Genomic DNA, 26,173 nt, shown 5'->3' on the forward strand with positions numbered 1-26,173 from the left:
CTACCTCTACGCGGGAGCCGCTGAGGCCGACGGCGTAGCCGTGGATCTCCCGACCGCCGTGCTGGACGACGACTTCCTGCGCCCTCGGAACCGGACCGGGCTCTCGTCCTCCTCGGCCAGTCTCCATTGCGGCCGTGCTGCCGTCGCCATTGTGCACTTCTGTCTCCCGTTCCACAGCCCCTGGTCGGGCTGCCGCCGCGGCGAGCGGCGATCTTTCTATGTCTCTATGTCGATCGGATCAGCGGCCCGCGGTCCCAGCGTTGGGCGACGGGGTCGTTCCGATACCGAGCTGGTGCCGATCAGGACCGGGCCCTCAGGTGTGCTGCCCCGCTGCGTGGGGTCCAGCACCTCCTGCTGAGGCGGTCCGGCCAGTCGGCCCGCGGCGGCGGTTCAGGCGGCGAGGTTGCGGCGCATGCGGTCCAGGAGCCGGCCCAGCAGGCGCGAGACCTGCATCTGGGACACCCCCAGCTCTACGCCGATCTCGCGCTGGCTCATCTCGTCCACGAAACGCAGCTTCAGCAGCCGCCGCTCGAAGTCAGTGGCGCCCTCGAGCGCGGCGGAGACCATCTGGCGCTCCTCGACCTGCTCGAACCCCGGATCGACCACGGGCAGGACGCGCGCCGGACGCGCGCCGTCGTCCTCCCCGGAGGAGTCGAGGGACTCGATCTGAACGGACCCCATTGCAGCACCGAGGCTGCGTGCCTCCGCGGCCTGCTCTGGGCTGCACCCGGCCGCCTCGCCCAGCTCGGCCAGGGACGGCTCCCGGCCCAGCTCCTGCACCAGCCGGCCCCGAGCCTCCTTGACCCCCAGCCGCAGCTCCTGCAGCGACCGCGGCGGGCGCACCACCCACGACTGGTCCCGCAGGTAGCGCTTGATCGTGCCCGAGATCGTGGGCACCGCAAACTGCACGAACCCGTGCCCGGCACCCTCCCGGTACCGCTGCGCCGCCATCACCAGGCCCATCCGCGCCACCTGCCGGATGTCCTCGAAATCATGCCCGGGCACCCGGTGCCGCCGCGCGAGCGCATCCGCCAGCCCCAGATGCTCGAGCACTAGGGCGGCAGTCCGCGCCCGGTCCGCCGGGCCTGCCGAGCCAGCCTCGGTAGCGGCCAGCGCGCCAGCGACGTCACCGGCGACGTCCTCCCCGCCGGAGGTGTCCGGCACAGCTTCCAGACGGACTTCGGGACGCATCTCCAGGTTCACAGCATTCACAGCGACCTACCTCTCCACGTTCCCACACCTCACGGCCTCCAACAGCCGATTTCAAGCCTTCGCCAACGAGACAGACCTGTCTGTGCCGCTGAGAAGGTTATATGCGTAGACAGACTTGTCTGTCTAGCCCGTCCGAAATATTCTCGGAGGACCATGGAGAACGTGAACGAGAGCGGCGCCGGGGCTGCCGCGCCGCGCAGGCCGGCACGGGAGCGCATCCTCGAGACCGCCTACGGGCTCTTCGCCCGGCGCGGGATCAGGGCCGTCGGCGTCGACGAGATCATCGCCGAATCGGGGGTCGCGAAGGCAACCTTCTACAGGCACTTCCCCTCCAAGGAAGCCCTCGTCCTGGCGTACATGGACCGCTGGTACGAAGTGCGCGAGAACGCCATCGAGGAAGCCGTCGCCCACGCGCACAACCCCGACGATGCGATCCTGGCCGCCTTCACCGTGCTGGACGACTGGTTCAGCCGCGGCGGGGACGAGGTCAACACCTTCCTGCACGTGGTGATCGAGTTCGGCCCCGGCCACCTCCTCGGCCGAGCGGCGATGCGCCACCTGACCGACATCCGCGAACGCCTCGCCGCCCGCGCCCGCAAGCTCGCCCGCGCCCTCATCGACCTCCACCGCCCCCAGGAGGGGACCGGTCGAGGCCTCGGCAGCAGCCACGGACGCGGGACCCGGCAGGCGAGCAGGGCCAGCGCCTGACGGCCAGCGACGGCCAGCGCCCAGTCACCGTGCCGCCGGGCGGCCGTCTTTGCAGGCCAGAGGCCCTCGGGCGCTCGACGATGAGCTAGGACCAGTCCCGTCCCAGGATGCCCTGCAGGGCTAGGGCGCCGCGGCGCGCTGAGCCTGCCGCGCCGGTCGGCCGCCCGCTGCGCGTCCAGCCACGCACCGAGCCTCGACTCCGCGAGGTCGCGGGCGGAGTCCCCTGGTGTACGACCGCGATCACGGGCGAATGCGGTCAGCTTTTTGACCGCCGCGGAGAAGTCGTTGTGGTCCTGCTGCCGAACTCCGGGCAGCCCTGCCTCCGGCACAGGCTGTGTGACTATGGCAGCTCGACTCAGGACCGGTGTGACGGCTTGATTCAGGACCGCCCGCCGAGGCCGGGACAGACGACGGCGCACCATTCAGACCGCTGAGGGAAGAAGATCACCGAAGATGCAGGGCGAGGTGCCCGTGGTGAGAGCCGAGGAAGCCGAGGAGTATGTTCTCGCCCGCGCTCCCTATTCGGGGCTGGGCTTGAATGTGGATTGGGGTATGCCGCGTTGGCGGACGGGCTGAGGATGCTGCCCCGGGCCGTCAGTGGAGTGCGATGAGCAGCATCTGCGACGTCCCGGGGATGCAAGTCTGGAGGAAGATGGGCGGGTAGCCGCCGGCGAAGCCCCCGAGTACCCCCTCCCCTGCGCCCTTGGGGACCACCATCCGCGCGAAGGCCGTGAAGGTGCCGTACCCCTGCACTGTGACCTTGGTGCCTGGCTGGATCCAGCTCATCCTGTTCCACCCACCGCACAGGTCGTGTTCGGCGATGCTGATCGACACCGTGACGGGAGTGAAGCGGACAGGTCCCTGGCAGGCATCCACGGAGGCCTGCCCTCCGGCGCCCACCACCGGGATGAAGGCGCTCGGCGGCTGGGCGGGTGCGGGCGCTAGCCGGACCGGGGCGGGCGGAGCGGCCGCAACCTGCGCCGGCTGCGTGCGGGCGGCCTGCGCCTGGGCCTGTGCCCGGGCCGCGGCCTGCTGCTGGGCCTGCCGTGCCGCCGTCTGCTGGGCGACAGCTCCCTGCGCAGCGCGCTGGCGGGACTCTTTTACTCGGGCGTTCTCGACAATCTGTGCCGCCTGCAGGTCAGCTGCTTCATGGGCCAGCTGGGCCAGCGTGCGTTGCTCCCCCGCGGGATCGGGAACCGGAGTGGCCTCCCGGACCGCGGTGGTCGGAACAGACGGAGTCGGAATGACGACGGACAGTCCCCCGATGGCCAGTAGGCAGGCGACGACCGCTGACGGCACGACGACGTGCGAGCTCTTGAAGGCTGGGAGTGCGGCCATGGCGACGACCTCTGATCGGGCCGGTACTGGGCTCCGGCGTCTGATCTCCAAGGTCCTCAGTTGCAGGAATGACGGTAAAGGCGGTCGAGCCGAATAGCGTCCTGGTCAGGCCCAAGTCGAGTAGAAGAAACCTCGCTCCCGGTGGCTACCAAGTACTGAGAGCGCACAGAGCAGGTAGGAGCGCCCCTCGCCCAACATCGCCGGCGATTGGCCAGCGGCGCCAGCCCCGCTGGCCATGCTCCGGCCCGTGCGTCAGAGGACCGGATCTGAAAGGCGGGCCCGTCGAAAAGCCACGCTGCAGCGGGTTGTCGCCGCTTTCGGCACGACGCCTGCAGGGGCCGAACCCGAGCCGGACCCGGGCCGTGGTCACACTGCCCGGCCGCCGTTGCCGTCCTGTGCGTCGCGTTCTGCTTGGGCGAGGTACAGGGCCGCTTTCGTCCTGTTCTCGAGGCCGAGCTTCTCCAGGCCGTCGGAGACGTAGTTCTTGGCGATCTTCTCTGCCAGAACCAATTCGTGGGCGATCTGCCGGTTCGTCATCCCCTGGCCGAGCAGCTCCAGGACACGGGACTCCTTGCGTGTCAGGCCGTCGTAGATCCGCGGCCTGGGCTCTGTCCCCTCGGTGGCGCCGGAGAGGATCAGGGCTTCCTCCTCGGGGTCGAAGAGGCTCTCCCCAGCCGCGGCGCGGCGGACCGACGTTGCGATGTCCTGCCCGGTGAGCTGCTTGAGGAGGTAGCCGGATGCCCCGGCGATGACGGCGTCCCGGGGCCCGTCCCTGTCGTGGTCTTCGGCCAGGATCAGGCAGCTGATGCTCCGGTCGATGGAGCGGATGCGCCGGCATACCTCCGACCCGGTCCCCTCCCGCAGTCGGGCGCCGAGCACGGCGACGTGCGGCCGCAGTGCGGGGATCCTCGCCGAAGCCTCGACGGCGGCGCGGCTCTCGCCCACTACGACCAGGCCCTGGTCCTCGAGCAGTTCCCTCAGGCCCCGCAGGACGACGTCGTGGCCGTCCAGGATGTAGACCCGGATGGGCTCGTCGCTGCTGTCCACGGTGCACGCCTCTTGGCTGGGCCCTGGGCGGTCGGCAGTAGCCGTCAGCGGGGCGTGCGGGGTGCGGCACACGCCTGGCCTGTCCGTCCGAGGAGTCCTACGGTTGGGAAGCCGGTTTGGTTCAAGGCTCCCCGCAGTCGCTTTCTTCACCTGCACTGAGGCTCGGAACCGTACGGGATTACGGGCCAGTACGCGACACTGTGCGGCGCGGCGGGAGGGGATGGCCGGCGCCGTGGACGCGCTGGACGACCGGGGCGGACCCGAACCCCGGCGCTGTCGTCGTCCCGCTCGAGTCGCTGACGGAGGGGCCCCGGCTGCCCGACCCTCTGGTGTCCCCCAGGGCGGGCAGGGCCTTCGACGACGGCCGGTCCGAGCGCGCCGAGGCCGCCTCCGCCCTGCACCTGGACAGCTCGGCACGTCGCAACCAGGTCATCTGGCAGGCTCGGTGCTGCAACGGGCGCCCGCGAGCTCCCAGTGGGGGCGGCCGGCCGCAATAGCTGTTCACCGGCCGTTGCGGCCGACAGCCGCCAGCGCTGCCCTCCCGCATACCCGGGCGCTTGGTCCGCGACGCGCCGTCCGTTTTGTGGGCGACGTGGGGGGCAGAGTGCAGCTTCGCGCCCCTGATGCGGCCGATCCATTCGCCCTTCGAGTTCGCGAGGGGCCCGGACTGCTGCCGGTTCCGGTCGGCCTTCTTCAGCTCCTCGCTGTGCGCCTGGAGCTCGGCTGCGAGCTTCTTCCGGCCGCCCCTGTAAACGTAGTCGGCCATGCTTCTGCCTCCTGGTGGTCGGTGGGCCGGGAGGTTCGTGGTGGCCAGCCGGGCCTCCCTCCTCCGTTCGTTGTTCTTACGGTGTTTGGGGTGTCGGTCCGGGGGTTCCGTAGGCTTCTGATCGTCCAAGGGTGCGGGTATGGCCTCCTCGTTTTCGCCCTCGCCGTGGCTTAGCCGGAATGGCCGCCCGCGTCCCACGACGACTCGCCCGCTGATTGAGAGATGCGCATCGATCGCTGTGTAAGGAAACGACGGCGTGGTTGTCCGTAGGCGCCCCAGAAGACTGAAAAGGAGAAAGGCGTACTGTGGCCGAACTGTGGGCCGGATCCGGCGCAGGCAAGACCCACCTCCACTGCATGGTCATCGACCAGGACGGGAGCCGGCTGTTCTCCCGGAGGCTGGCCAACACCGAGGACGCGATCCTCGCCCTGATCGCAGACGTCCTCGCTCTGGCCGCGGGCAGGGAGGTTCATTGGGCCACCGACCTGAACCAGGGCGCGTCGGCGCTGCTGATCAGTGCCCTCTTGGCGCACGCACCATGCCGCACGCATCTACAGCGGCGAGGGCACGACCGAAGCGAGGGACGTCGGGATCATCGCAGACCAGGCCAAGATGCGCCGCGACCCGCAGCCGGTGAGGGCCGAGGACGAGACAATCGTCGAATTGCGCCTGCTCACAGCCCGCCGGGCAGACCTCGTCCACGACCGGACCAGGTCGTACAACAGGTTCCGGGCCACCCTGCTCGAGTACTTCCCGGCGCTGGGGGCCTCATAAGACTTCTACCAGCGCAAGGCCGCCGCCATCCTCCTGACCAGGTACCAGACGCCCGAGGGGATCCGGCGGGCCGGGCAGGGGCGGATCGAGGACTGGCTGCGCAAGCAGGGCTGCTACCGCACCGACAAGACCGGCGGGACCGCCGTGGAGACGGCCGGGCAGCAGTCCACGACCGTGGTCGGGCAGACCGCCGCAGCGGCCCTCGTCGCGCGGATCGCCCAGAACATCCTGTCCCTCATCGAGCAGATTGCAGAGGTCGGTGGCGAGATCGAGACCCGCTGCAGGCGCACGCCCACTTCGAGATCCTCCGGAGCGTGCCAGGTTTCGCGCCGCAGCTCGCGGCCGAGTTCATCGCCACCGGCGGAAATTGGACCGCTTCGGCAGCGCAGACCGCCTCGCCGGAATCGCCGGAGTCGCGCCGGTTCCAAAGGGCTCAGGCAAGATCAGCGGCAACTGCCGCAGCGCCACGCGCTACGACCGAAGACTCCTCCGCACACGCTTCCTCGCCGCACAGAACGCCGCCGGGTACTGCCCCGAATCGCGCAGCTACTACGACCCGAAGCGCGCCGAGTGGAAGAACCACAAACAGGCCCATGGATGGGGACGGAGCGAAGCGGAGGCGCCGGCCAGGACCCGGGCCACAGCCCGAGCGCAGCGAGGACCGAATGTCAGGCGCGGCGCTGGCCACCTGCCCGGCGGGGCCGGGGTGTGGCCGTTCCTGCTGCCGCCGGCGGGCCGGGGTGCCGGGTTCCAGAGGCCGCGCTCGGAATCGCGGCCCACGGGGCCTTGACGCCTGTGCGTGCCGGGAGGACAGTGCCGACCGTAGGGGTTCGGTGTGCGGGGAGGTCCTTCGTGGAAAGGAGCCCGCAATGGCATGGCGGATCGAAGGAACGTACTTCGAAAACTGCAACTGCGACATGGTCTGCCCGTGTACGACCTCCGGCCTCACGGCGCCGGCCGACAACGACCGCTGCAAGGTGGCGCTGGCGTTCCACATCGACACGGGCGACGTCGACGGGGTCGATGTCGGCGGCCTGACCGTCGCCGTCGTGGCGGAAACCCCTGCCCTGATGGGTGAGGGCGGCTGGCGCATGGGGGTGCTGATGGACGCCGCGGCAACGCCGCAGCAGGCCGAGGCGCTCGGGGCCGTCTTCGGCGGCCAGCGCGGCGGACCGATGGAAGGCCTCGGCCCCCTGGTCGGGGAGATGCTCGGCATGGAGTCGCGCGAGATCGACTACGCCGACGACGGCCGCGCCCACCGGGTCAGGATCGGGAGCGCCGTCGACATCTCGGTGGAGGACTTCGTCTCCCCGCTCGACCCCACAGGCGCCGGAGTGAAGGTCAGCGGAGTCGGCTTCCCCGCCGACACCCTGGCGGCCGGGCACGCCACGGCCTCCAGCGTGGACGCGTTCGGGCTCTCGTGGGACAACACCGGGAAGAACTCCTTCTCGGCGCCCTTCGCCTGGTCAGCCTGAAGTGGAAGGGCAGGCATCTCCGGCCGTCCGCAGCCGGGCCGCACTGCTCGTGCTGCTCGGCTGCGCGGCCATCGCCTGGTACTTCACCGTCCTCGGGACCGGGGGCATGCCCCCGGGGCCGGGAACGATGGGGCTGGACCTCGCAGGCTTCCTGCTCGTGTGGTCCCTCATGATGTCCGCCATGATGCTCCCGGCCCTGGCACCGTTGGCCACCGCGTACCTGCGCTCCCTCCGCGCGGTGCCCGACGCGAGTGTGCGTGCGGTGCGGACGACCGGCCTCGTCCTGGGCTACCTGGTGTCCTGGGCCGTCTTCGGGGCCGGCGCCTTCGTGCTGGCCCTGCTCGCCGCCCAGCTCGCGATGGCCGCCCCCGAGGCCGCCGCGTGGACGGGCGCCGGAATCGTGGCCGCCGCCGGCGCCTACCAGCTGACTCCGCTGAAGGACTTCTGCCTGCGCCACTGCCGCTCCCCCATCGCTTTCCTCCTCCATGTCTCCAGCTTCAGAGGTCCCCTCCGGGACGTCCGTGTCGGGGCCTACCACGGCGTGTACTGCATCGGATGCTGCTGGGGCCTGATGGCCGTGCTGACCGCCGTCGGACTGACGAACCTGGCGTGGATGGCCGCCATTGCCGCGACCGTGCTGCTGGAGAAGACCTGGAGCCACGGCCGTGGACTGAGCAGGGCCGTCGGGGTCGCGCTCATCGTCTTCGCATGCTTCGTCCCGGCCAACCCCGCACTGCTTCCCGGGCTGCACGCGTCACAGATGCAGACCGCGGCGGCCCTGGTCCACCATCCCTGACGCCCGTCCGCCGGGGCGCTCCGGCTCCCGGCCAGACGTCGTCCGGGGCGCCCCGTCGACCGCGACTGTGTTCACCCGAGGATCATCGGCCGGTGCATGGCCATGGGGAGCTGGTTCCGCCCATCGCGGGCGCGCCAGGTACCGGATCGGCGTCCGGAGCCGGGACGACCCGGCGGGTGGGAGGGGCAGCAGCCGTCTGCTTCGCCCGCACGGCCTTCCGGGGCGCGGTCCCGGGTGCGAGGCTGGGGGCATGGAGAACGACCCTGGCCCTCTGGTCATCGGCCTGCGGGATCCTGCGTCCGCGGATGCGGCCGCAGCGGGAGGGAAGGCGGCCAATCTCGGCATGCTCATCCGTGGCGGGCTCCCGGTGCCCGAGGGATTCGTGCTCACCACAGCCGCCTACCGGCTCGCGGCCCGGCCGGGGATCGGAGAGCACGGTTCCTCGGCGGCCGCCGCTGCCGCGCTCCGGGAGGCTCCCGTTCCTCCCGCCGTCGCAGAGGAACTGCTGGACGCGTACCACACGCTGGGACCGGGACCGGTGGCCGTCCGCTCGTCCGCCACCGCCGAGGACCTCCCGGAGGCGAGCTTCGCCGGGCAGCACGACACCTACCTCGGAATCGTCGGCGACGACGCGGTCCTCGATGCCGTCCGCCGGTGCTGGGCCTCCCTATGGACCGACCGGGCGGTGGCCTACCGGCAGGCCAACAGGATCGACGGGCAGAGCATCGCCATGGCCGTTGTCGTGCAGAAGATGGTCGACGCCGCCGCGGCCGGGGTCCTGTTCACCGCAGATCCCGTCACCGGGACACGGCGGCGCGCCGCGGTCGACGCGGTCCCGGGCCTGGGCGAGGCCCTGGTGTCGGGAGAGGCCACCCCGGACCACTACGTCCTCGACACGGCGACGGGCTCGGTCCTCCAGTCCCGGCCCGCCGGGACCGACGCCGTCCTCACCGAGCCCGAACTGGTCGAGCTCGCCCGCCTCGGCGACCGCGTCGAGGGCCTGTTCGGCGCACCGCAGGACATCGAGTTCGCACTCGACGCCGGGCACCGGATCTGGCTCGTCCAGTCGAGGGACATCACCACCCTGTACCCAGTGCCAGCCGGCGCTTTCGATCCGGCGGACGGGCTGCACGTCTACCTCTCGGCGAATGTCATCCAGGGCTACTTCGACCCGATCACCCCTATGGGTGTGCAGTTCTTCCGCCTCCTCGGCTCGGGCGTGGCCCGGGCCATCACCGGGCACGACCCAGCAGCCGCAGGCGCGGGGCCCGATCCCGCGGCTGGGCCGCGGATGCTGGCCGAAGCGGCGATGCGCCTGCACCTCGACGTCACAGCAGCCCTGCAGGACCCGATCGGGCACCGGCTGCTCCAACTCGTGGCCGGCGTCGCCGAATCCCGCAGCGCGGCCGTCCTCTCCACCCTGGCCCACGACCATCGGTTCCGCATCCGGGGCGGCTCCCACCTCGCCTCCCTCCGCCGGATCGCAGAGCCCCTGCTGCGGCTGGGAGTGCCGCTCATCGCCCTGCGCACCTTCCTCGCCCCGACCTCGGCGCCCGCCCGGCTCGCACGGGAACTCGAGGCGGCCGTGCGGCCCCTCCTGGAGGCCGACGGCGCCCCCGACCGTCATCTCGATGCCGTGGAACGGCTGCTGCTCGAAGCACCGGCCCGCATGTTCCCACGGCTCGTGGGCCTCCTCGCCCCGGCGATGCTCTCCCTCGGGCTGGCCGGGCGCCTCCTGCGCGGACGGGCGACCCCCGACGAACTCAGGACGGTCACCCGGGGCGCCCCGCGGAACCCGACGACCGAGATGGACCTGGCCCTCTGGCAGGTCAGCGCGGCCGCCCGCCGCGACCCGGCAGCCAAGCAGGCGCTGACCGGGCGCACGCCCGCCGAACTCGCCGACGCCTACCGCACAGCATCCCTCCCGGCCACGCTGCAGTCACAGCTCGCCCGATTCCTGACCCACTACGGCTTCCGCTGCATCAGCGAGATCGACATCGGCACGCCCCGCTGGTCCGAGGACCCCACCCACCTCCTGGGCGCCCTGGCCAACTACGTCCGCCTCGGCGACGAACTGCCCGACCCCGACGCCCAGTTCGCCAGGAGCACCCGCGAAGCCGAGGCCATGGTCCAGGAACTGCTCGGCCGGGTCCACGGACCACAGCGCGCCGCCCTCCGCTTCGCGCTGCGCCGCGTCCGGCTGCTCATCGGCTCGAGGGAAGCCCCCAAGTTCCACCTCGTCCGCCTCCTCGCCACCCCGGCCCGCAACCTCCTCAAGCCCGTCGGGACGCAGCTCGCCGAAGACCACCGGATCGCCGACCCGGCCGACGTGTACTTCCTCACGCTCCCCGAAGCCAGACGCGCCCTCGGCGGGGAGGACCTGCGCGCCCTGGTCGCCCAGAGGCGCGCGGCCTTCGAGCGCGAACGGAAGCGGAAGCACATCCCGAGGGTTCTCCTCTCCGACGGGACCGATGCCGAAGCCACGACCGCCTCGACTCCCACGGGACAGGACCTGACCGGCACACCGGCCTCACCCGGCGCGGCCACCGGCCCGGCCCGCGTGATCCTCTCTCCCGAGGGGGCCCGCCTCGAACCCGGGGAGATCCTCGTCGCCCCCTCCACCAACCCGGGCTGGACCCCACTCTTCCTCACCGCGGCAGGGCTGGTCATGGAGATGGGCGGAGCCATGTCCCACGGCGCGGTCGTCGCCCGCGAATACGGGATCCCCGCAGCCGTCGGCGTCCCCGGGGCCACCGAGAAGGTCACCACCGGGACCATCATCACCGTGGACGGATCCCTCGGCACCGTCACCCTCCACCCGGCGACGGCACCTGCCCCACAGCTGCGCGGGCCCGAACCCGCTGCCCTCGAGGGCGGGCCGAAGGCGCCGTAGACGCTCCGCGCCGGCAGGGGGCACACGGGCCGGCGGCGACATCCGCGTCCTGCCACGGCCGTCCCGTCCAGTCGGCTCCGGCCGAGAGGGAGGACCGGCTCAGATCCGGACACCGCCGCCGCGTCGGATGCGGACCCTCCCCTGCCGGGGAAGCCTCCAGCCCAGGACGGCGATGGCGATCCCGATGCCGCCCACCAGAGGATGCAGGACAGGATGGAAGACCTGCATCCACAGCAACTGGACGAGAATCCATCCGACCAGGCCCGCCCCGGAGAGAACGGCAAGGAGCCGGGCAAGGCCCCAGCGGAGCACCACCGCCGCCCCGGCAACCAGCTCGCCGAGGCCCGGCAGGAGCATCAACGCGATGCCCGGGAACGTCCAGTCCTGGAAGGACGTCGTCTGCAGCCAGCCCTGCTGGAGCTCCATCCTTCCGATCAGCATCAGCCAGCCCCCGACGACCGCGAAGCACCCGACAAGAAACTGGAGGAACGCAAGCGGTGCCCGGATCTTCACTGCTCCTCCAAGAACGAGGCGGACGGATGCCGTTTCATGGTCGCCAACCGCGCCGGCCGCCCGGCAGTGCCCATAGTCCCCACCGCTACCTGCCCCGGCCGTCGCCCGCCGCGGCGGAGGAGCACGGGCATTCTGGCTGCCGGCCATGAGCAGGCGCAAGGGCTGCCCGAAGGCTGTCCCGCCGCATTCGGCGCGCGGAGCCGGACCACCCCGGATGACATGGCCAGCCGATGGGAGCCCGGCGCCGCGCGGTCCAGCTCCCCCCATGGATGTGAGCACAAGCTGGACGATCCTGAACATATGGGGGCTGGACGCACCAGTCAATGCAAGTGTTCCCACGTCACGTCACAGCGCCAGGGACGACAGCCGATCGCCCCTCAGAGCCGGCACCCGGGCGTGGCCGTAGACTGGTGCAGCAGTGCTCCGGCCATCCCCCCATGGACCGGAGCGCTGCCGTCTCCAGCGCGAGAGCCGAAGGCCTCTGGGCGGCCCGCGCTCCCAGACCTATCGTCGAACTGTGCCGGCCTGCCGCCCCCAGGGATGGGAAGCCGGCACACGGCGCCCCGCCCTGGCGTCCCCCCACGCCGGGCGGGGCGACCGTCCCCCGGTCGCGGGCCCATCGGCACCCCAGCCTTCCAGAGCCTCTTCGACGGCCCCGAGATACAGGCCTTCGTGGGGAACCCGGGTGGAGACCCAACATGCCGCCGGAATCACCTTCCGAAAGGCAATCGGCTCCCCCGACCAGTTCTGACGGCTCTGCAGCACTAAACGTCCGAACGGCCCTACCGGGCTGCTCCTCGGGCGCGTAATCATCAGGAGGAGGTGCTAGGGCCACCCGCCGGCGCAGGCAGGACCCTGCATGCAGCGAAGTCCTGCATGCGCCGAAGCGCCTCCGACAGAGAAGGATGACGGAAAGGTACCGACATGGGCGCAAGTGAGAACGCCGAAGTGGTCCGGCGCGGGTATGAGGCCTTCAACGCAGGCGATCTGGCGGCACTGAGCGAGCTGTTTGCCGAAGACGCGGTCTGGCACGCCGCCGGAAGCGGCGCACTGTCCGGGACCAAGCAAGGACGCGACGCCATCCTGGCCTACTTCGGCGAGCTGGGCGCGCGTTCCCAAGGTTCCTTCCAAGCGGCAGTCAAGGACATCGTCGGCGGAGAGAGCCACACGGTAGGGATCCAGCGAAGCCGCGCCGAGAACAACGGCAAGACCATGGACCTGGCCACGGCAATCGTGTTCGTACTCCGCGACGGAAGGGTCGTCGAAGGCCGGGAGTACTTCGAGGACACGGCCACGGCGGACGACTTCTGGAGCTGACCGTCCAGCAGCACAGCAACACACACTACACACGCACCGTCCAAGGAGCAGACATGGGAACCACCCCATACGGAGTCGTGCACTTCTTCCCAGGAGGCACAAAGGACCAGTACGAGGCCTCGATCGCCGCCGTCCACCCCGGCGAAGGCCTCCTCCCCGAGGGCCAGACCTTCCACGCCGCAGGACCTTCAGCCGGGGGGTGGACGATCATGGCCGTCCACGAGTCGAAGGAGAGCTGGGAGAAATTCCGCGACGGCATCCTCATGCCCCGCATGCAAGAGGGCATCGAGGGCGGATTCGCCTCGCCCCCGGAGGAGACCGTCATCGACCTGTACAAGATCATGCCCTGACCAACGCGCCATTCCACCCGGGTTCCGTCAGACGGAGCCCCCCAGAGCTCCACGAAGCGGACCTCGCTTCGAGCGCCCGGCGATCCTCGCGCGACCATGAGGAGGCCCCATAGCTTCTCTAAGGCTCCGTTGCTGAATGAGACGAGGCCCCCGCGACGGGCACTTGACTTGGCGCGCCGCCACCAGCCAGCAAAGGCTTGCCGGCAGCCTCTCCGAACTCGCCGAGGCCGACACCTCCGAGGTGTTCGCCGACCCGGACGCGGAGGTCTTCGAGCTCGTCTACGGCACCACCACGTTCGGGTGGTTCGCCGCCCGCGTCCGCGACACCGAGAGGACGCAGGTGACCCCGAGCTCGCCGGCCGGCCCGGACCCATCCACGAGATGGCCCTGTCCGTGGAGATCGGCCGCACCCGCATGAACGTCCGCGACGCCCTCGAGTGACGAACAGGGCCGCGGTGGCGGCGGCGGACGCGGTGCCGTGACCGGCGACGGTGAGGCCGGGGACGGGCAGGACGGCGGCGAGGCTGTCGGCGGCGCCCCGGGCGGTGGTCTGGTTGGTGGTCACGGGCGGTTCTCCTCGGTGGTGACGATCTGGGCGGCGACGCGCGAGCCCTTCAGGACGGAGACGGCGCAGGCGAGGTCCTTGCCGCCGACGGCGACGCGGAAGGGCTCATGCTCCGGACGGTCCCGAGCGCGTCGGCGGACCTGGGATGGCTCGGCCCGGGCGGCCATTAAGAACGTCTGCGAGGCGGTGAGCTTCACTGACACGCCGCGCTGGTCGATGAGAAGGACATCCCAAGCTGCTGAACTCCGCCGGCTACGACGTTGTCGTGATTACTGGGGCCGAGCAGCTTGGGTCATTCAGGGTCCGATTTATGGTCCGCCATTGAGGCAAACTAAGGCTATCGGGGTGCACCGCCCCGAAGAGTCGAATGACGAGTCTGCGCACTTCAGAAGCGGTTTGTATATCAGAGCCGACCCTAGTCAATCGTCGAGCTGTAATGAGAAGGTCAGCAGTTCGATCCTGCTAGGAGGCTCCGAGAGCCCCTTCTGACCTGCGGAAACGCAGTCCAGGAGGGGCTTCTTCGTGCTCGGCGCCCCCTACCCGGCTTTGCGCCATTCGTCGCCGACCACCTGCTGGATCCTCTCCCTCCGCTTCAGGGAGAGGGCGCCGTGTTCGTCGGCGGCCCGTTCTGCATCCAGCCAGGACCCCAACCGGGCCTCGTACGCATTCCGGGCCCGGGGATCGGGAAGGTGCCGGTAGTCCGCCAGGAATACCTCGACGCGATGCAGCGCCGCCGCGAAATCCGCCTCGTCCTGCTGTGCGGGAACCGGCAGCCCGGTGATCTGCCACGCCAGCTCATGCATGAGGTCTCTGTCCACGTCCGGCCCTCTCAGCCGGCCCCTCCCCGCATTGGAGTGTAGGAAACGGTGAGGGCGGTGGTGGAGAGGCGAAAGTCCTGTCCCAGATGAGCGGGGTCGGCGCACGCCCGGCGAACGGGGATGGAGTTCCCTGGGCGTTCCTGCTCAGGAGCGGGACGTGCACCCGCGTGACATCCGCCCGCGATCCGGTCAGACCAGCCAGCGGCGCCACCAGGGCTGATTCTCCGGTTCGGGCGTCGGTTCTGGCTCCGGGCCCTCGCCCAGGGCGAGCGCGGCCTCGGCGACATCGTCCGCGGTGAGCGTCATGACGGCCTCACGGCCGAGCGCGTCGAGGCTCTGTTCCTCGTCGCGCGAGAGCCGCAGCGCCTGACGGTTGAGCGCCTGCTCGAACAGCGTGCGGGCGAATCGAGCGTTGCCCGAGTCCTCGTCCGCGTGGAGCCCGGTGAGGATGCGATGAAGCATCTGGTCCGCCTCCGGCGCCAGTGTGTACTCGTGCTGGGCCAGCATCTGGTGGAAGATCGTCTGGAGTTCGTCGACCGAGTAGTCGGGGAACGTGATCTCGCGGGCGAACCGGGAGCGCAGTCCGGGGTTCGAGAGCAGGAAGGACTCCATCAGCCGCGGATAGCCGGCCACGATCACGACGAGGCGGTGGCGGTGGTCCTCCATCCGCTTGAGCAGGACCTCGATCGCCTCGGGGCCGAAGTCCATCCGGCCGTCCTCCGGTGCCAGCGCGTAGGCCTCGTCGATGAACAGGACGCCGTCCAGCGCGCGCCGGATCACCCTGTCCGTCTTGATTGCGGTGGCGCCGACGTACTGCCCCACCAGGCCCGAACGGTCGACCTCGACCAGGTGACCTTTCTGCAGCAGGCCGACCGCGCGGTACATCTCGGCCAGGAGCCGCGCCACGGTGGTCTTTCCCGTGCCCGGGTTCCCGAGGAACACCAGATGCTGGGATGTGGCCACCTCCGGCAGGCCGTGCGCCTTACGGCGGGCCTGGACCTGGAGCAGTGCGACGAGGGCACGCACCTGTTCCTTCACGGTCTCCAGTCCCACCAGCGCGTCGAGCTCGGCCTGCACCTCGGACAACGGCCTGGCCGGCCCGGGCCGCGCGCCGATGAGATCCCCGACCAGCTCGTCCATGCGCTCCGAACCGGGCAGTTTGAGCTGATCAGCCAGATGGCTGATGGTTCCGCGCAGGTCGTCGAGTGGATTGCGGCTGGCAGCCATGCACCCATGGTAGTGCTCAACTCCCGACGGGGGCGGGGGTTGATCACTTGGGCCTCAGGGTGGCGGCCGCCGCTGACCCCGCCGGGCAGCAGAAGAGGGGGAAGCCGCCGACAGCGCGGCCTCCCCCTCTCGGGCGGGTGGCTCAGATCGGGCGGATCTGCTGCGCCTGCGGGCCCTTCTGGCCCTGCCCGACCTGGTACTCGACCTTCTGGCCCTCTTCGAGGTTCTTGAAGCCGCGCCCCTCGATTTCGGAGTAGTGGGCGAAGAGGTCCGCCGAGCCGTCGTCGGGCTGGATGAACCCGTAGCCCTTCTCGGAGTTGAACCACTTCACGGTGCCTGTTGCCATTGGTGATGCCTTCCTGCGAACGGTGCCGTGGCCGCACTCCGGCCGGGTCCCGCACCGTCCACCATCAACAATCCTATGTGTGCAGGACCACATGCATATGCCGAGTGCTTGGCGTTCGCAACGAGGACGATGGGGCCGTGGCCGCCGACGACGACGAAGCGAGGGCGGCGCGGCTGCGTCACGTCTCCTGCACGGAGTGTCCACGCCGGAAGATGGCCTTGAGCACCTCCTGCTTGGTGACGCCGCGTTGCTGCGCGGCGAGGTCGGCGGCGAACGTGAGAGCGTCAGCCCTTTCCCCTTTGCGCAGGTCGGCCTTCACGGTCGTTCGCCCCAACTGCTCAGCAGCGGCAACACGGTGGTGGCCGTCCGCGAGCAGCAGCACGCCGCCGATGTCGAAAACCACAACGGGCGTGGCTTCGTCGAAATGCTCGACGTAGTACGACACCCGCTCCGGATCCAGATGAGGGCGGCTTCGTTCGATCGAGTCCGGTGAGAGCCGGGCGATGGGGAGCTCCACAATGGGCATGTGCCCAGTCTGGGGCGCTCGAGTTCCGCCGTCCACGCGCCTGTCTCCGTGATCCTCTGGCCGGCTGCGGGCCCATTCGGTGCTCAGGCATGGACAGAACCTCCGGGCGGGGGCAGGGTTTGGGCCATGACGCTCAAGCGAGGCCGCGGACCCCGGCCACCGGTCTGCGCATCGCTCGGCGCCCTGGCTATGACGGCCGCGCTGCTCACCGGCTGCACCACCGCGGCCGGCCTCCAAGCCGTGCCCGGGGCCCGGAACGGAACGGCGGTCACGGCCAGCCCGGTCGCGCCCGCGTTCTACAACCTGGTCACCGATCTCTTCTTCGTGACCCTGCCTCCAGGGTCGACGAGGACCGGGCAGAAGTGCCCCCGGCCGACGAGCGCCTCGCATGGCGGCGACTGCACCATCGAGTTCACCAGCGCCCTGCCGCCCCAGGACGTGTACGCCGACTTCGCCAGAAGGGCCGCCCAAACCGGCTGGGCGCCCGAGCGGAAGAACTCGGACGGCAGGGTCGTGGCGTGGGCGAAAACCTTCGCCGACGGCAGCAGTGCCCACCTCCTGCTGAGGCCGCTCGACCCCGGGCAGACGTCCCCTCCCTACAGCTACTCCGTCACCGGCTCCATCTGACCGCAGGGCTGTTCGCCGTCCGCTCAGTTCGCGGTTGCTGCGTTGTCCTCGGCCGTGACCTCCTCAGGAGCAATCACCATCGGATTGAGGACACGGTGCAGGAAGGATTTGGTCCGCGGCTCCTGAGGGTCGCCGATGACGTTGGCCGCGGGCCCCTGCTCAACGATGTAACCCCCGTCCATGAACACCACCCTGTCGGCGACCTCGCGTGCGAAGGCCATCTCGTGGGTCACGATGATCATCGTCATTCCCTCGGCAGCGAGGGCCTTCATGACCGCGAGGACTTCCCCGACCAGTTCGGGGTCGAGTGCAGAGGTGGGCTCGTCGAACAACATGAGCTGTGGGTCCATCGAGAGGGATCTGGCGATGGCCACCCGCTGCTGCTGGCCGCCGGAGAGCTGCGCCGGGTATGCGCCCTCCTTGTGGGACATGCCGACCCGATGGAGATTGCGCCGGGCAATGTCACGCGCTTCCGACTTCGGGCGCTTGAGGACTTTCGTCTGCGCGACCGTCAGGTTTTCCAACACCGTCAGATGTGGAAACAGGTTGAACGACTGGAACACCATGCCGATGCGTTGGCGGATCCGGTCAAGATCGGCATCAGGGTGGGTGATTTCCTCGGGCCCCACGAAGACCGTCCCGGAGGTGGGGGTTTCCAGGAGGTTGACGCAGCGGAGCAGGGTGGATTTTCCCGATCCCGAGGGGCCGATGATGCAGACGACCTCGCCGGGCTTGACGTCGAGGGAGATGTCCTTCAGCACTTCGTTGTCCCCGAAGGACTTCTTCAGGTTGCTGATCGAGATCGCTGTGACCGCATGAACATCCTCGGCTCCGGTCTCCGGCATTGTCGGCATGATTTCAGCGGGCTTTCGCGTAGCGGCGCTCGAGCCTGCGCACGAGCATGGACAGAGGGAGGGTGATGGCCAAGTAGCAGATGGCCGCCACAATGAGGGGGGTCGCGTTGACCGAGCGGTTGAGGAAGTCCTGGGAGAACTTGGTCAGTTCATACTGCGCGGCAGTCACACCGACGACGTAGACGAGGGATGAGTCCTTGACCAGCAGGATCATCTCGTTCGTCAGGGGCGGGACAACAATCCGGAACGCCTGGGGTATGACGATGCTCGCCATGGTCCTGCTGTAGCTCATGCCCAGCGTCCGGGCCGCCTCGGTCTGCCCCTTGGGCACCGCCTGGATTCCCGCCCGGAATGTCTCGGCCATGTAGGCGGCGGCTGTGATTCCCAGGCCGACCATGACCATGCCGTACTTGTCGCCGGGGAATTCGAATCCCGGGAACGCATTCGGGATGCCGTACGCGACCATGAACAACACGACGAGGGCCGGGACCCCGCGGAAGAATTCGACGTAGGCGCTGGCAAACCAGCGGTAGGGCCCGATTGAGCTGAGGCGCATGAGGGCCAGCAGGAGCCCGAGGCAGAAGGCGAACACGAAGGCGAGCAGGGTGTAGATGATCGTGTTCACGAGGCCGACCGTGATGACCCTGGGCAGCTCGCGAAGGAGGATGTCGGCCCGTAGGAAGGAGTTGCTGAAGGTGGGCCAGTCGGTCTTCGCCACAACGAGTGCGACGATGATGAGGCCGATGGCGTACTGGACGCCTCGCCCCACGCGGGCTCTCTGTCGTCGGGTGAGCCTGGGCTTGCCCGCAGCAGGCGCCGTCGTCTGTGTACTCATTGCCGCCCTCACTGGTCCCGTCTGCTCTGATCGCTGCGATGGGCGGCTGACACCGTGCGGCCTGCCGCCCATCGTGGTGGATTAGCTCTTCGGGACGTCTCCGATCCACTTCTTGTACATCTGGTCGTAGGTGCCATCGCCCTTGGCCTTGGAGATGGCATCGTCGACGACCTTCTTCAGCGCGGTGTTGCCGAGCTTCATGCCGAAGCCGTATTGCTCGCCCGTGTTGAACTGAGTCCCGATGGTGGCCTTGCCAGGATTGCTCTTCATGGCCTCGCTCCACACCGGCAGGTCATTGATCGCGGCGTCGACCTGCCCGGTGAGCAGGGCCTGGGTCTGGGAGGCCAGGTCCTGGAACTCGACGATCTGGCACCCGCATTCGGCCTTGTGCGCGTTCGCATAGTCGAGGCCGGTGGTCGCGGTCTGGGCACCCAGCTTCTTGCCCTTCAGGTCGCCGAGGGACTTGACGGTCGCGCTGCTGGGGGTGAGGAGGGCCTGTGTGGCGTCGAAGTACGGGGCGGAGAAGAGGATGACCTTCTGGCGGGCTTCGGTGATCGTCATGCCCGCGGCCGCAATGTCGCACTTCCCTGTCGACATGTCCTCACCGGACTTGATGCCCTCGAAGGGAGTATCCACGACCGCGACCTGCGCCCCCATCTCCTTGGCAGCCAGATTCATCAGGTCGATGTCGAATCCGACGGTGTTCCCGGAGTCGTCATTGGATTCGAAGGGCGCGTAGGGCAGGTGGGTGCAGACGGTGAGCTTGCCCGGGGATACCAGGCTCACGCCCTGCGCGCTGCCGGCCGAGGCGTTGTTCGCTGGGGCGGCCGATCCGCTGCCGCAGGCAGCGAGTGCGAGGGTTCCCGCCCCAAGCAGGGCGGCGATCTTCAGCCGTCTGAGTGACTTCACTGTTGTCTCCTTTGTTGGACGCTCCAAGGCCGGTCAGGCTGACTGCCCTACGGGTGATTCACTATGGCCACATCCTCCCCTCCCCCGGATCCTTACCGATCGCTGGACACGCCGTCGAGCTCCTGACGCGGTTCACCCTGCGGCCACGTGCGGTTCATCACCGGCGCCTAGCCTCTGAAGCTCATCGTGGCCGAACCACCGGAAGGTCCCACCATCGTGAGCACAACCCGAACTCGCACCCTCCTCGCAGCCGGCATCGCCATCCTGATCGCCGGATCCGCAGGCACCGTCGTCGCCGCCCAGGCAGCACCCCCGGCCCCGGCGCCCGACCACCACCAGGTCAGCACCGCCCTCGCCGACGACTTCAACGCCGTCGACCGGAACACCACATGGCAGCTCACGAGCAAGCTCAAGCTGAACTTCCCGACCTACCACACCGAGGGCATCGCCTTCAGCGGCGACCACATCTTCCTCTCCGCGGTCCAGATCATCGAGCCCACGCAGAAGTACGCGACCCCGCAGGGCGGCTACGACCGCACCCCCGGCAAGGGCATCGGGCACCTCTTCATCATGGACAAGGCCGGCAACCTGCAGAAGGACGTCACCCTCGGCGAGGGCGACATGTACCACCCGGGAGGGATCGACTTCGACGGCGCCAACGTCTGGGTCCCCGTCGCCCAGTACCGGCCCAACAGCAGCGCCATCATCTACCGCGTCGACGCGAACACCCTCAGCGTCCACAAGCAGTTCGAGGTCAAGGACCACTTCGGCGGCATCGTCATGGACCAGCAGACCGGCCACCTCGTCGGCAACACCTGGGGCTCGCGCCGCTTCGCCGAATGGGACCTGAAGGGCAAGCAGCTGGCCACCTGGGAGAACCCCAACTACTTCATCGACTACCAGGACTGCCAGTACGTGCCAAACTCCGCCATGCTCTGCGGCGGCATCACCAATCTGCCCCAGACCCCGGCCGCCGGCGGCGCGAACAGCACCTACGAGCTCGGCGGCATGGCGATGCTCGACCTGACCAGCCACCAGGTCACCCGCGACGTCCCTTTCCAGAAGTGGTCCACCGCCGGGCACGTCGCCACCCGGAACCCCTTCAAGATGACCGCGGACGGGCACCACCTGACCATGAAGGTGGCCCCTGACAACGGCGACGAGGGCAACGGCACCGAGATCCTCACCTACGAGGCCACCGTCACGCCGGCGGCGCGCTGACGATTCCAGTACCAAAGTCTCATCACACGGCTCGCTTTCACTGGGACATTGGGACAAGGAAGCAACAGCGGCATCAGGAGGGCCGGGCCATGGTGGGCATCGATGACGTGGTCCGGGCCTGGAGCCTGACCGGCACACCCGCGACCCAGGACCGCCTCAACAGCTACGCCCGGGCACTCGTTGCCGCGCGGCCCCTCGGCGCCTACAGGCCCCTGGATGACGATCAGGAGGATCTGGCGATCCTCGCCCTGTACCGCGTCGACCGACCGCACGCGACCATGGCGGACCTCCACCAGGTTCCCCCGCTGGCTCTCTCCTCGTACCACCAGATGCTCCACGACCTGGCGAGCGAAGGATTCGGCCCGCTCAAGCGCGTTCCCGGCGTTCTGGCTCCCTAAGGCCGCGACGCAGAAGCGGAGGGGCCCCAGCTGCCAGGGCCCCTCCATTCCGGTGCGGGTTACCAGTCCGCGATGAGAATCCTGTTCCGGGAGAGGAAGCTCGACCACACTCCTACCCGACGGGCCGCCCCGCCAAACGCGGCACCCGGTGCGTGGTCTCCGCTCGGGGTCCGGACCCCTTAGACGGTGCCGGTGGGGGCCGCGCGCCCGTCGACCTCGGCGGTCAGACTGTCGATGCGTTCCATCGCACGCTCGAGCTGTTCGACGGTCGACCACAGATCCGGGTGCAGGTCCCGGACCTCCTCGAGGCTCTTCCCGGCCGACCGGAGCGAGGCGAGATCGAAGCTGACGTTCGTTCGGGCTCCTGCAACGGCGGCCCGGAGGGCGCCGCAGGCGACCACGACGTCGGCAATGAGGGCCCGATTGCCGTTGGCCGCGAGCCACGCGAGATCTCCGATCGCTTCCACGGCGTGCTCGCCGAGGACGGCCGAGGCTTTCGCGGCGTCGACGCACGCGCGGTGGATGGCCTCGTCGCGCTCGGGACCCGGCTCCAGACGGAACGCGGCGCCAAAGGCGCGCGACGCGGAGGCGTCGTCGTCGGCAAGCCGGAGCGCCGTCCCGCGGAGGGACTGCGCCCGTTCCCGCAGCGACTCGACCTCGGCGCGCCGGGACCCCTCCGCCTCGGTGTAGCCGGCGACCATGGAGGCCAGCGACGCCGCCACGGCGAGCATCACCCCTGTTCCGGCGCCCCCTCCTGGGGAGCCGGTGGACTGCGCCAGGGCGTCAGTCCAGGCGTCGACGGTCGAGGTGCGGGTGGTGACATCTTGGGGTTCGTCCACGATCAGATCCACTCCTTGCGGCGGAACAGGATGTACAGTGCGACGCCGCCTCCGGCGATCAGGCTCAGGGACAGGACGAGCCCGAGGGTGCTCTGGAACCCGAGGAAGGGCACGTTCTGCCCGAAGAACCCGGTGACGGCGGTGGGCACCGCGATGATCGCGGCCCAGCTCGTGAGCTTCTTCATCACCAGATTCATCCGGTTGCCCTGGATGCTGACGTGGGTCTCGAGGATGCTGCTGACCATGTCACGCAGCGATTCGGTCCAGTCGGACGCCCGCAGGACGTGGTCGTAGACGTCCTGGAAGAACGGCTGCATCGCCGGGTCTGCGATGTCCAGGTCTCGGCGCAGGACCGTGTTGAGGACCTCGCGCATCGGGAGCACGACCCTGCGGAGCCGCAGGAGGGCCTTGCGGAGCTCGAACGAGCGCCGCTGCAGGTCGTGGTCGGCGGAATGGTCGTCGAAGAGCGCGTCCTCGAGGTCCTCGATGCGCTCGTCGAGCTCCTGGACGACGTCGAAGTGGCCGTCGACGAGCAGGTCGATCAGGCCCCAGAGCAGGAAGGCGACTCCGTGGCCGGCGACGTCGGTCTCCCGGTCCCACCGCTCGGTGAGCTGCTCGGCGGAGAAGCCCGGCCCGTGCACGGTGACGAGGGCGCGCCGGGTGATGAACGCCTTGACCTCGCTCACGGCCACCTCATTGACCCCGGGCGCGAGCGTCGCCTCGTAGGCGGCCAGGAACAGGTGCGTCCGGTATCGATCGAGCTTGGGGCGCTGGTGGTCGTGGAGGGCATCCTCGACGGCGAGGCGGTGGAGTCCGAGGATTGTCTCCATGGCGCCGAGGTCGTCCTCGGTCGGCGACTCGTAGTCGATCCAGACCGTCGCGCCCTCCTCACCGAGGAGCCCCTCGATCTCCTCGAGCGCGAGGTCCTCGCGCTCGACCTTGCCGTCGCGGTACAGCCGGGTACGAACCATTCGGCAATCCTAGTCAGTGCCACCTTGGGGCCAGCTGGGTCCGAGGCCGGCCCGGGCGGCACCGCACTGCGTCAGAGGCCCAGGACGTGGAGGGCCGTGGTCCAGTCGTGCGCGATGGCAGTCTGGGCGGCTGCGAGCCGGACCTTGTGGGCGCAGACCGCCCTGTGGAGGGCGTCCTCGACGGCGTCCTTGGGGTTGGTCGTGCCCGTGGCCCCGGCCCGGTTGGGCTCGGGCCAGAGGTTGGAGACGGAATTCGAGCCGCCGAGCTCGAGGCTGACCAGGTGGTCGTACTCCGTCGATGCCGACCCGCTCTCGCCGTACTCGCGCAGGCTCTCGGCCTTCACCTTCGCGGTGGCCGACGACGGCGGGCGGACGGCAGCGGTGTAGCCGGCCCTGCAGATGGTCGAGTCGATGGTGGCCTGGGTCACGGCCGGGTCCACGGCACCCGGCGTGCAGGCCGGATCGGGCAGGTACTTCCCGGCGGACGCGTCGACCACGCGCGCGCGGCAGTGGCCGGGGGCGAGCTGCTCGTCGACGGTGACCCGGGAGGGCGAGTGGACCTCCTTGACCTGTCCTTGGCCGGCAGACTGCGAGGGCTGGGAGGACGCGGTGGGCCGGCCGGCGGCGATGGCGGTCCCGAGGGAGGCCGCGGAACAGGCGGTGGCCCCGGTGACGAGGGCCGCGGCTGCCGCCGCGGAGGCAAGGAGGCGGAGAGCATTCATATCCCTCCATGTGTAAGCCGTATGCGGTGCCGGCGCGCGTCGGCGCGCCGTGCGGGCGCGCAGGTCAGCAGGCTGGGGTCAGGCGCGCCCGCAGGGCCGTCCGCCCCTAACCCTCTCGACCGGCCACAGGGAAGATGGATGTCAGGACCGTTGCGCTGCCAGACGGGAACCTCCTGCGGTCCGCGCTCCAAGGAGGGATCGCGATGGACGCCGTCTCCCTGACCGTCCTCATCATCGTCATCGTGGTGCTCCTCATCGCGGCGAGGATGTCCATCCGGGTCGTCCGGCAGTACGAACAGGGAGTCCTGTTCAGGCTCGGCCGGGTCGTCGGGGTGCGGCTCCCCGGGCTCAGGTTCATCATCCCGATCGTCGACCGCCTGCCCCTCGTGAGCATGCGGATCGTGACCATGCCGATCCAGTCGCAGGGCATCATCACCCAGGACAACGTGAGCGTGGACGTCTCCGCCGTCGCGTACTACCGGGTGGTGGATGCCGTGAAGTCCGTCGTTGCGATCGAGAACGTCGCGGCGGCCATCGACCAGATCGCCCAGACCACCCTCCGGAAGGTGGTGGGACAGCACACTCTCGACCAGACGCTTTCCGAGACCGGCCGCATCAACGCCGACATCCGCCAGATCCTCGACGTCCTGACCACCGAATGGGGTGTCGAGGTCACCCTCGTCGAGCTGAAGGACATCCAGCTGCCCGAGAGCATGAAGCGGGCCATGGCACGGCAGGCCGAGGCCGAGCGGGAGAAGAGGGCCAAGATCATCGCCGCAGAAGGCGAGGCCATCTCGGCCACTGCTCTGGGTCAGGCCTCCGACACGATGATGGCCCACCCGCTCGCCCTGCAGCTGCGCAACCTCCAGAGCCTCGTGGAGATCGGAGTCGACAAGAACACCACCGTGGTCTTCCCTGCGCCGCTCATGAGCATGATCGGCGAGCTCTCGGCCTTCATCGCCCGGGAGAACCAGGCCGCAGCCTCCGCTGCGTCCGCAGACGGGAAGTCCCCAGTCAAGGCCGCGTGAGACGAGTCGATGGACCGCGCCGCAGCCCCCACCCTCGCTGGTCCGCCCGTCCCCGCCCGCCGGTCCACGACGGCGTTCGAGGACGCCCTGTCCCTCGTGGCAGGGCTGTGGCTCCTGACCGGGACGTACATCGACGGCTGGGCCCACAACAATCTCGCGCACCTCGAGACCTTCTTCACCCCGTGGCATGCGGTCCTGTATTCCGGCTTCGCCGCGAACGCCGTGTGGATCGGATTCCTCGTGTGGCGCCGTCATCGTCGGGGAACCCCGTGGATGGACGCCGTCCCCGCGGGCTACGGAGGCGCGGTCGTCGGCGTCGTCCTCTTCCTCGTCTCCGGCGTGGCTGATTTCGCGTGGCACACCGTCTTCGGCATCGAGCAGGACATCAAGGCACTCTTCAGCCCGTCCCATCTCGGCCTGGCCACCGGCGGATTCCTCATCCTCGGCGCGCCCTTCGCCGCGGCTTCCGCGGCACCGCCGGGAAGGACCCGCGCCCGGCTCGCCCCCGCCCTCCTCAGCGCCGCCCTGTGCGGCATGGTGGCGATCTTCATCCTCCAGGAGTTCGCGGTGTTCGCCCGCCACGGGCTCATCCAGACCTATGGCCAGCCCCTCGGAGGGACCCGGCCCGTCATGCCGGGCACGTCGGCCAGCACCATCGTGGCCCTGGGCTCGTTCCTCGTCTCGACGGCCGCGCTCTTCGTCCCCATCCTCCTGACGGCGTCCCGGTGGCGGCTCCCGGCTGCCGTACCGGCGCTGCTGACCTTCGTGCCTTCGGCCGCCCTGCAGGCCATGGTCGGGTTCCGCGACGGATGGCTTGTCCTCGCTGCGGCCGCGGGAGCGGCCCTGGTCGGTCTCGCGTGGCTCGCCCTGAGGCCCCGTCCCGTCCGCCCCCTCCGCCTGCGGGCCGCCGCGGCCCTCGCGCCCCCGCTCTTCTGGGGCCCCTACTTCGTCGCCGTTGCCTGGGCCGACGGCAGGCTCAGCTTCTCCCCGGAGATCTGGGGCGGGATCCTCGTCTGGACCGCGCTCGAGACGCTCGCGATCGCCGTCCTCGTCTCTGGCACGAGGAGGGCCGCAGGAGCAGGATGAGCGCCAGAGAGT

The 26,173-nt window shown here is 69.5% G+C and carries 28 protein-coding genes and 1 pseudogene; 14 read left to right on the forward strand and 15 right to left on the reverse strand.

Features of this window, described 5'->3' with window-relative positions; genetic code table 11:
- Positions 1–390: 390 nt before the first annotated feature.
- Positions 391–1,212 carry a sigma-70 family RNA polymerase sigma factor gene (locus J2W21_RS00170; RefSeq protein ID WP_307112486.1) on the reverse strand — a complete coding sequence of 274 codons (822 nt, stop codon included), beginning with the start codon at positions 1,210–1,212 and terminating at the stop codon, positions 391–393.
- A gap of 153 nt (positions 1,213–1,365) precedes the next feature.
- Between J2W21_RS00170 and J2W21_RS00175 the strand changes: the two genes are divergently transcribed.
- Complete coding sequence (locus J2W21_RS00175; RefSeq protein WP_307112487.1) at positions 1,366–1,920, forward strand: TetR/AcrR family transcriptional regulator; 555 nt, start codon at positions 1,366–1,368, stop codon at positions 1,918–1,920.
- A gap of 594 nt (positions 1,921–2,514) precedes the next feature.
- On the opposite strand, the gene J2W21_RS00180 is transcribed toward J2W21_RS00175, so the two are convergent.
- Positions 2,515–3,258, reverse strand: a complete 744-nt coding sequence (locus J2W21_RS00180; RefSeq protein WP_307112488.1) for a hypothetical protein — start codon at positions 3,256–3,258, stop codon at positions 2,515–2,517.
- 366 nt (positions 3,259–3,624) lie between these two features.
- A complete protein-coding gene (locus tag J2W21_RS00185) occupies positions 3,625–4,305 on the reverse strand; it encodes a response regulator (protein ID WP_307112489.1) in 681 nt (226 codons plus the stop codon).
- Between the two features lie 1,122 nt (positions 4,306–5,427).
- Here J2W21_RS00185 and J2W21_RS19745 point away from each other — a divergent pair.
- The 5 genes and pseudogenes from J2W21_RS19745 to J2W21_RS00205 all read left to right on the forward strand — a co-directional run bounded on the left by J2W21_RS19745 (position 5,428) and on the right by J2W21_RS00205 (position 11,009).
- Positions 5,428–5,845 (forward strand): annotated as a pseudogene (locus tag J2W21_RS19745) (IS110 family transposase).
- Between the two features lie 259 nt (positions 5,846–6,104).
- Positions 6,105–6,635 (forward strand): transposase, encoded by a 531-nt coding sequence (locus J2W21_RS19750; RefSeq protein WP_373423046.1) that lies wholly within the window; start codon positions 6,105–6,107, stop codon positions 6,633–6,635.
- A 79-nt stretch (positions 6,636–6,714) separates the two neighbouring features.
- Positions 6,715–7,320, forward strand: coding sequence for a DUF1326 domain-containing protein (locus tag J2W21_RS00195; RefSeq protein ID WP_307112491.1), 606 nt, complete (start codon positions 6,715–6,717; stop codon positions 7,318–7,320).
- Position 7,321: 1 nt separating this feature from the next.
- Positions 7,322–8,116 (forward strand): DUF2182 domain-containing protein, encoded by a 795-nt coding sequence (locus J2W21_RS00200; RefSeq protein WP_307112492.1) that lies wholly within the window; start codon positions 7,322–7,324, stop codon positions 8,114–8,116.
- A gap of 250 nt (positions 8,117–8,366) precedes the next feature.
- Positions 8,367–11,009: a PEP/pyruvate-binding domain-containing protein gene (locus J2W21_RS00205; RefSeq protein ID WP_307112493.1), complete on the forward strand. Its 2,643-nt coding sequence runs from the start codon at positions 8,367–8,369 to the stop codon at positions 11,007–11,009.
- Positions 11,010–11,108: 99 nt separating this feature from the next.
- On the opposite strand, the gene J2W21_RS00210 is transcribed toward J2W21_RS00205, so the two are convergent.
- Positions 11,109–11,522: a hypothetical protein gene (locus tag J2W21_RS00210; protein WP_307112494.1), complete on the reverse strand. Its 414-nt coding sequence runs from the start codon at positions 11,520–11,522 to the stop codon at positions 11,109–11,111.
- A gap of 924 nt (positions 11,523–12,446) precedes the next feature.
- On the opposite strand from J2W21_RS00210, the gene J2W21_RS00215 reads away from it, so the two are divergent.
- The 3 genes from J2W21_RS00215 to J2W21_RS00225 all read left to right on the forward strand — a co-directional run bounded on the left by J2W21_RS00215 (position 12,447) and on the right by J2W21_RS00225 (position 13,607).
- A complete protein-coding gene (locus J2W21_RS00215; RefSeq protein WP_307112495.1) occupies positions 12,447–12,839 on the forward strand; it encodes a nuclear transport factor 2 family protein in 393 nt (130 codons plus the stop codon).
- Positions 12,840–12,892: 53 nt separating this feature from the next.
- Entirely contained in the window at positions 12,893–13,189 is a 297-nt protein-coding gene (locus J2W21_RS00220) for a hypothetical protein (protein WP_307112496.1), read from the forward strand.
- A gap of 136 nt (positions 13,190–13,325) precedes the next feature.
- The gene (locus tag J2W21_RS00225; RefSeq protein WP_307112497.1) at positions 13,326–13,607 is read left to right on the forward strand and encodes a hypothetical protein; all 282 of its coding nucleotides are present in this window, start codon (positions 13,326–13,328) and stop codon (positions 13,605–13,607) included.
- Between the two features lie 143 nt (positions 13,608–13,750).
- On the opposite strand, the gene J2W21_RS00230 is transcribed toward J2W21_RS00225, so the two are convergent.
- The 5 genes from J2W21_RS00230 to J2W21_RS00250 all read right to left on the reverse strand — a co-directional run bounded on the left by J2W21_RS00230 (position 13,751) and on the right by J2W21_RS00250 (position 16,671).
- A complete protein-coding gene (locus tag J2W21_RS00230; RefSeq protein ID WP_307112498.1) occupies positions 13,751–13,957 on the reverse strand; it encodes a hypothetical protein in 207 nt (68 codons plus the stop codon).
- A 333-nt stretch (positions 13,958–14,290) separates the two neighbouring features.
- Complete coding sequence (locus tag J2W21_RS00235; RefSeq protein WP_307112499.1) at positions 14,291–14,557, reverse strand: hypothetical protein; 267 nt, start codon at positions 14,555–14,557, stop codon at positions 14,291–14,293.
- Between the two features lie 204 nt (positions 14,558–14,761).
- Positions 14,762–15,799, reverse strand: coding sequence for an AAA family ATPase (locus tag J2W21_RS00240; protein WP_307112500.1), 1,038 nt, complete (start codon positions 15,797–15,799; stop codon positions 14,762–14,764).
- Between the two features lie 142 nt (positions 15,800–15,941).
- The gene (locus tag J2W21_RS00245) at positions 15,942–16,145 is read right to left on the reverse strand and encodes a cold-shock protein (protein WP_307112501.1); all 204 of its coding nucleotides are present in this window, start codon (positions 16,143–16,145) and stop codon (positions 15,942–15,944) included.
- A 178-nt stretch (positions 16,146–16,323) separates the two neighbouring features.
- Entirely contained in the window at positions 16,324–16,671 is a 348-nt protein-coding gene (locus J2W21_RS00250) for a hypothetical protein (RefSeq protein ID WP_307112502.1), read from the reverse strand.
- Between the two features lie 126 nt (positions 16,672–16,797).
- On the opposite strand from J2W21_RS00250, the gene J2W21_RS00255 reads away from it, so the two are divergent.
- Positions 16,798–17,298 (forward strand): hypothetical protein, encoded by a 501-nt coding sequence (locus tag J2W21_RS00255; RefSeq protein ID WP_307112503.1) that lies wholly within the window; start codon positions 16,798–16,800, stop codon positions 17,296–17,298.
- Positions 17,299–17,321: 23 nt separating this feature from the next.
- Here J2W21_RS00255 and J2W21_RS00260 read toward each other — a convergent pair whose 3' ends face one another.
- The 3 genes from J2W21_RS00260 to J2W21_RS00270 all read right to left on the reverse strand — a co-directional run bounded on the left by J2W21_RS00260 (position 17,322) and on the right by J2W21_RS00270 (position 19,896).
- Positions 17,322–18,143: an amino acid ABC transporter ATP-binding protein gene (locus J2W21_RS00260; protein WP_307112504.1), complete on the reverse strand. Its 822-nt coding sequence runs from the start codon at positions 18,141–18,143 to the stop codon at positions 17,322–17,324.
- A gap of 13 nt (positions 18,144–18,156) precedes the next feature.
- Positions 18,157–18,921 carry an amino acid ABC transporter permease gene (locus tag J2W21_RS00265; protein ID WP_307112505.1) on the reverse strand — a complete coding sequence of 255 codons (765 nt, stop codon included), beginning with the start codon at positions 18,919–18,921 and terminating at the stop codon, positions 18,157–18,159.
- A gap of 147 nt (positions 18,922–19,068) precedes the next feature.
- Positions 19,069–19,896, reverse strand: coding sequence for a transporter substrate-binding domain-containing protein (locus J2W21_RS00270; RefSeq protein WP_307112506.1), 828 nt, complete (start codon positions 19,894–19,896; stop codon positions 19,069–19,071).
- A gap of 216 nt (positions 19,897–20,112) precedes the next feature.
- On the opposite strand from J2W21_RS00270, the gene J2W21_RS00275 reads away from it, so the two are divergent.
- Together J2W21_RS00275 and J2W21_RS00280 are read left to right on the forward strand one after the other, a co-directional pair.
- Positions 20,113–21,117, forward strand: a complete 1,005-nt coding sequence (locus tag J2W21_RS00275) for a DUF6454 family protein (RefSeq protein WP_307112507.1) — start codon at positions 20,113–20,115, stop codon at positions 21,115–21,117.
- Positions 21,118–21,206: 89 nt separating this feature from the next.
- On the forward strand, positions 21,207–21,515 hold the full coding sequence (locus J2W21_RS00280) for a hypothetical protein (protein WP_307112508.1): 309 nt from the start codon (positions 21,207–21,209) through the stop codon (positions 21,513–21,515).
- A gap of 179 nt (positions 21,516–21,694) precedes the next feature.
- On the opposite strand, the gene J2W21_RS00285 is transcribed toward J2W21_RS00280, so the two are convergent.
- From J2W21_RS00285 to J2W21_RS00295, 3 genes are all read right to left on the reverse strand, one after another.
- On the reverse strand, positions 21,695–22,354 hold the full coding sequence (locus J2W21_RS00285; RefSeq protein ID WP_307112509.1) for a cyclodeaminase/cyclohydrolase family protein: 660 nt from the start codon (positions 22,352–22,354) through the stop codon (positions 21,695–21,697).
- Between the two features lie 2 nt (positions 22,355–22,356).
- Positions 22,357–23,325 (reverse strand): magnesium transporter CorA family protein, encoded by a 969-nt coding sequence (locus J2W21_RS00290; RefSeq protein WP_307112510.1) that lies wholly within the window; start codon positions 23,323–23,325, stop codon positions 22,357–22,359.
- A gap of 71 nt (positions 23,326–23,396) precedes the next feature.
- Entirely contained in the window at positions 23,397–24,047 is a 651-nt protein-coding gene (locus J2W21_RS00295) for a hypothetical protein (protein WP_307112511.1), read from the reverse strand.
- A gap of 203 nt (positions 24,048–24,250) precedes the next feature.
- Here J2W21_RS00295 and J2W21_RS00300 point away from each other — a divergent pair, with 203 nt between their 5' ends.
- Positions 24,251–25,075: a slipin family protein gene (locus J2W21_RS00300; protein ID WP_307112512.1), complete on the forward strand. Its 825-nt coding sequence runs from the start codon at positions 24,251–24,253 to the stop codon at positions 25,073–25,075.
- A 9-nt stretch (positions 25,076–25,084) separates the two neighbouring features.
- Positions 25,085–26,161 (forward strand): hypothetical protein, encoded by a 1,077-nt coding sequence (locus J2W21_RS00305; protein ID WP_307112513.1) that lies wholly within the window; start codon positions 25,085–25,087, stop codon positions 26,159–26,161.
- Positions 26,162–26,173 lie beyond the last annotated feature (12 nt).

Source organism: Sinomonas atrocyanea (assembly GCF_030811715.1).
GTDB classification, from domain to species: Bacteria; Actinomycetota; Actinomycetes; order Actinomycetales; family Micrococcaceae; genus Sinomonas; species Sinomonas atrocyanea_A.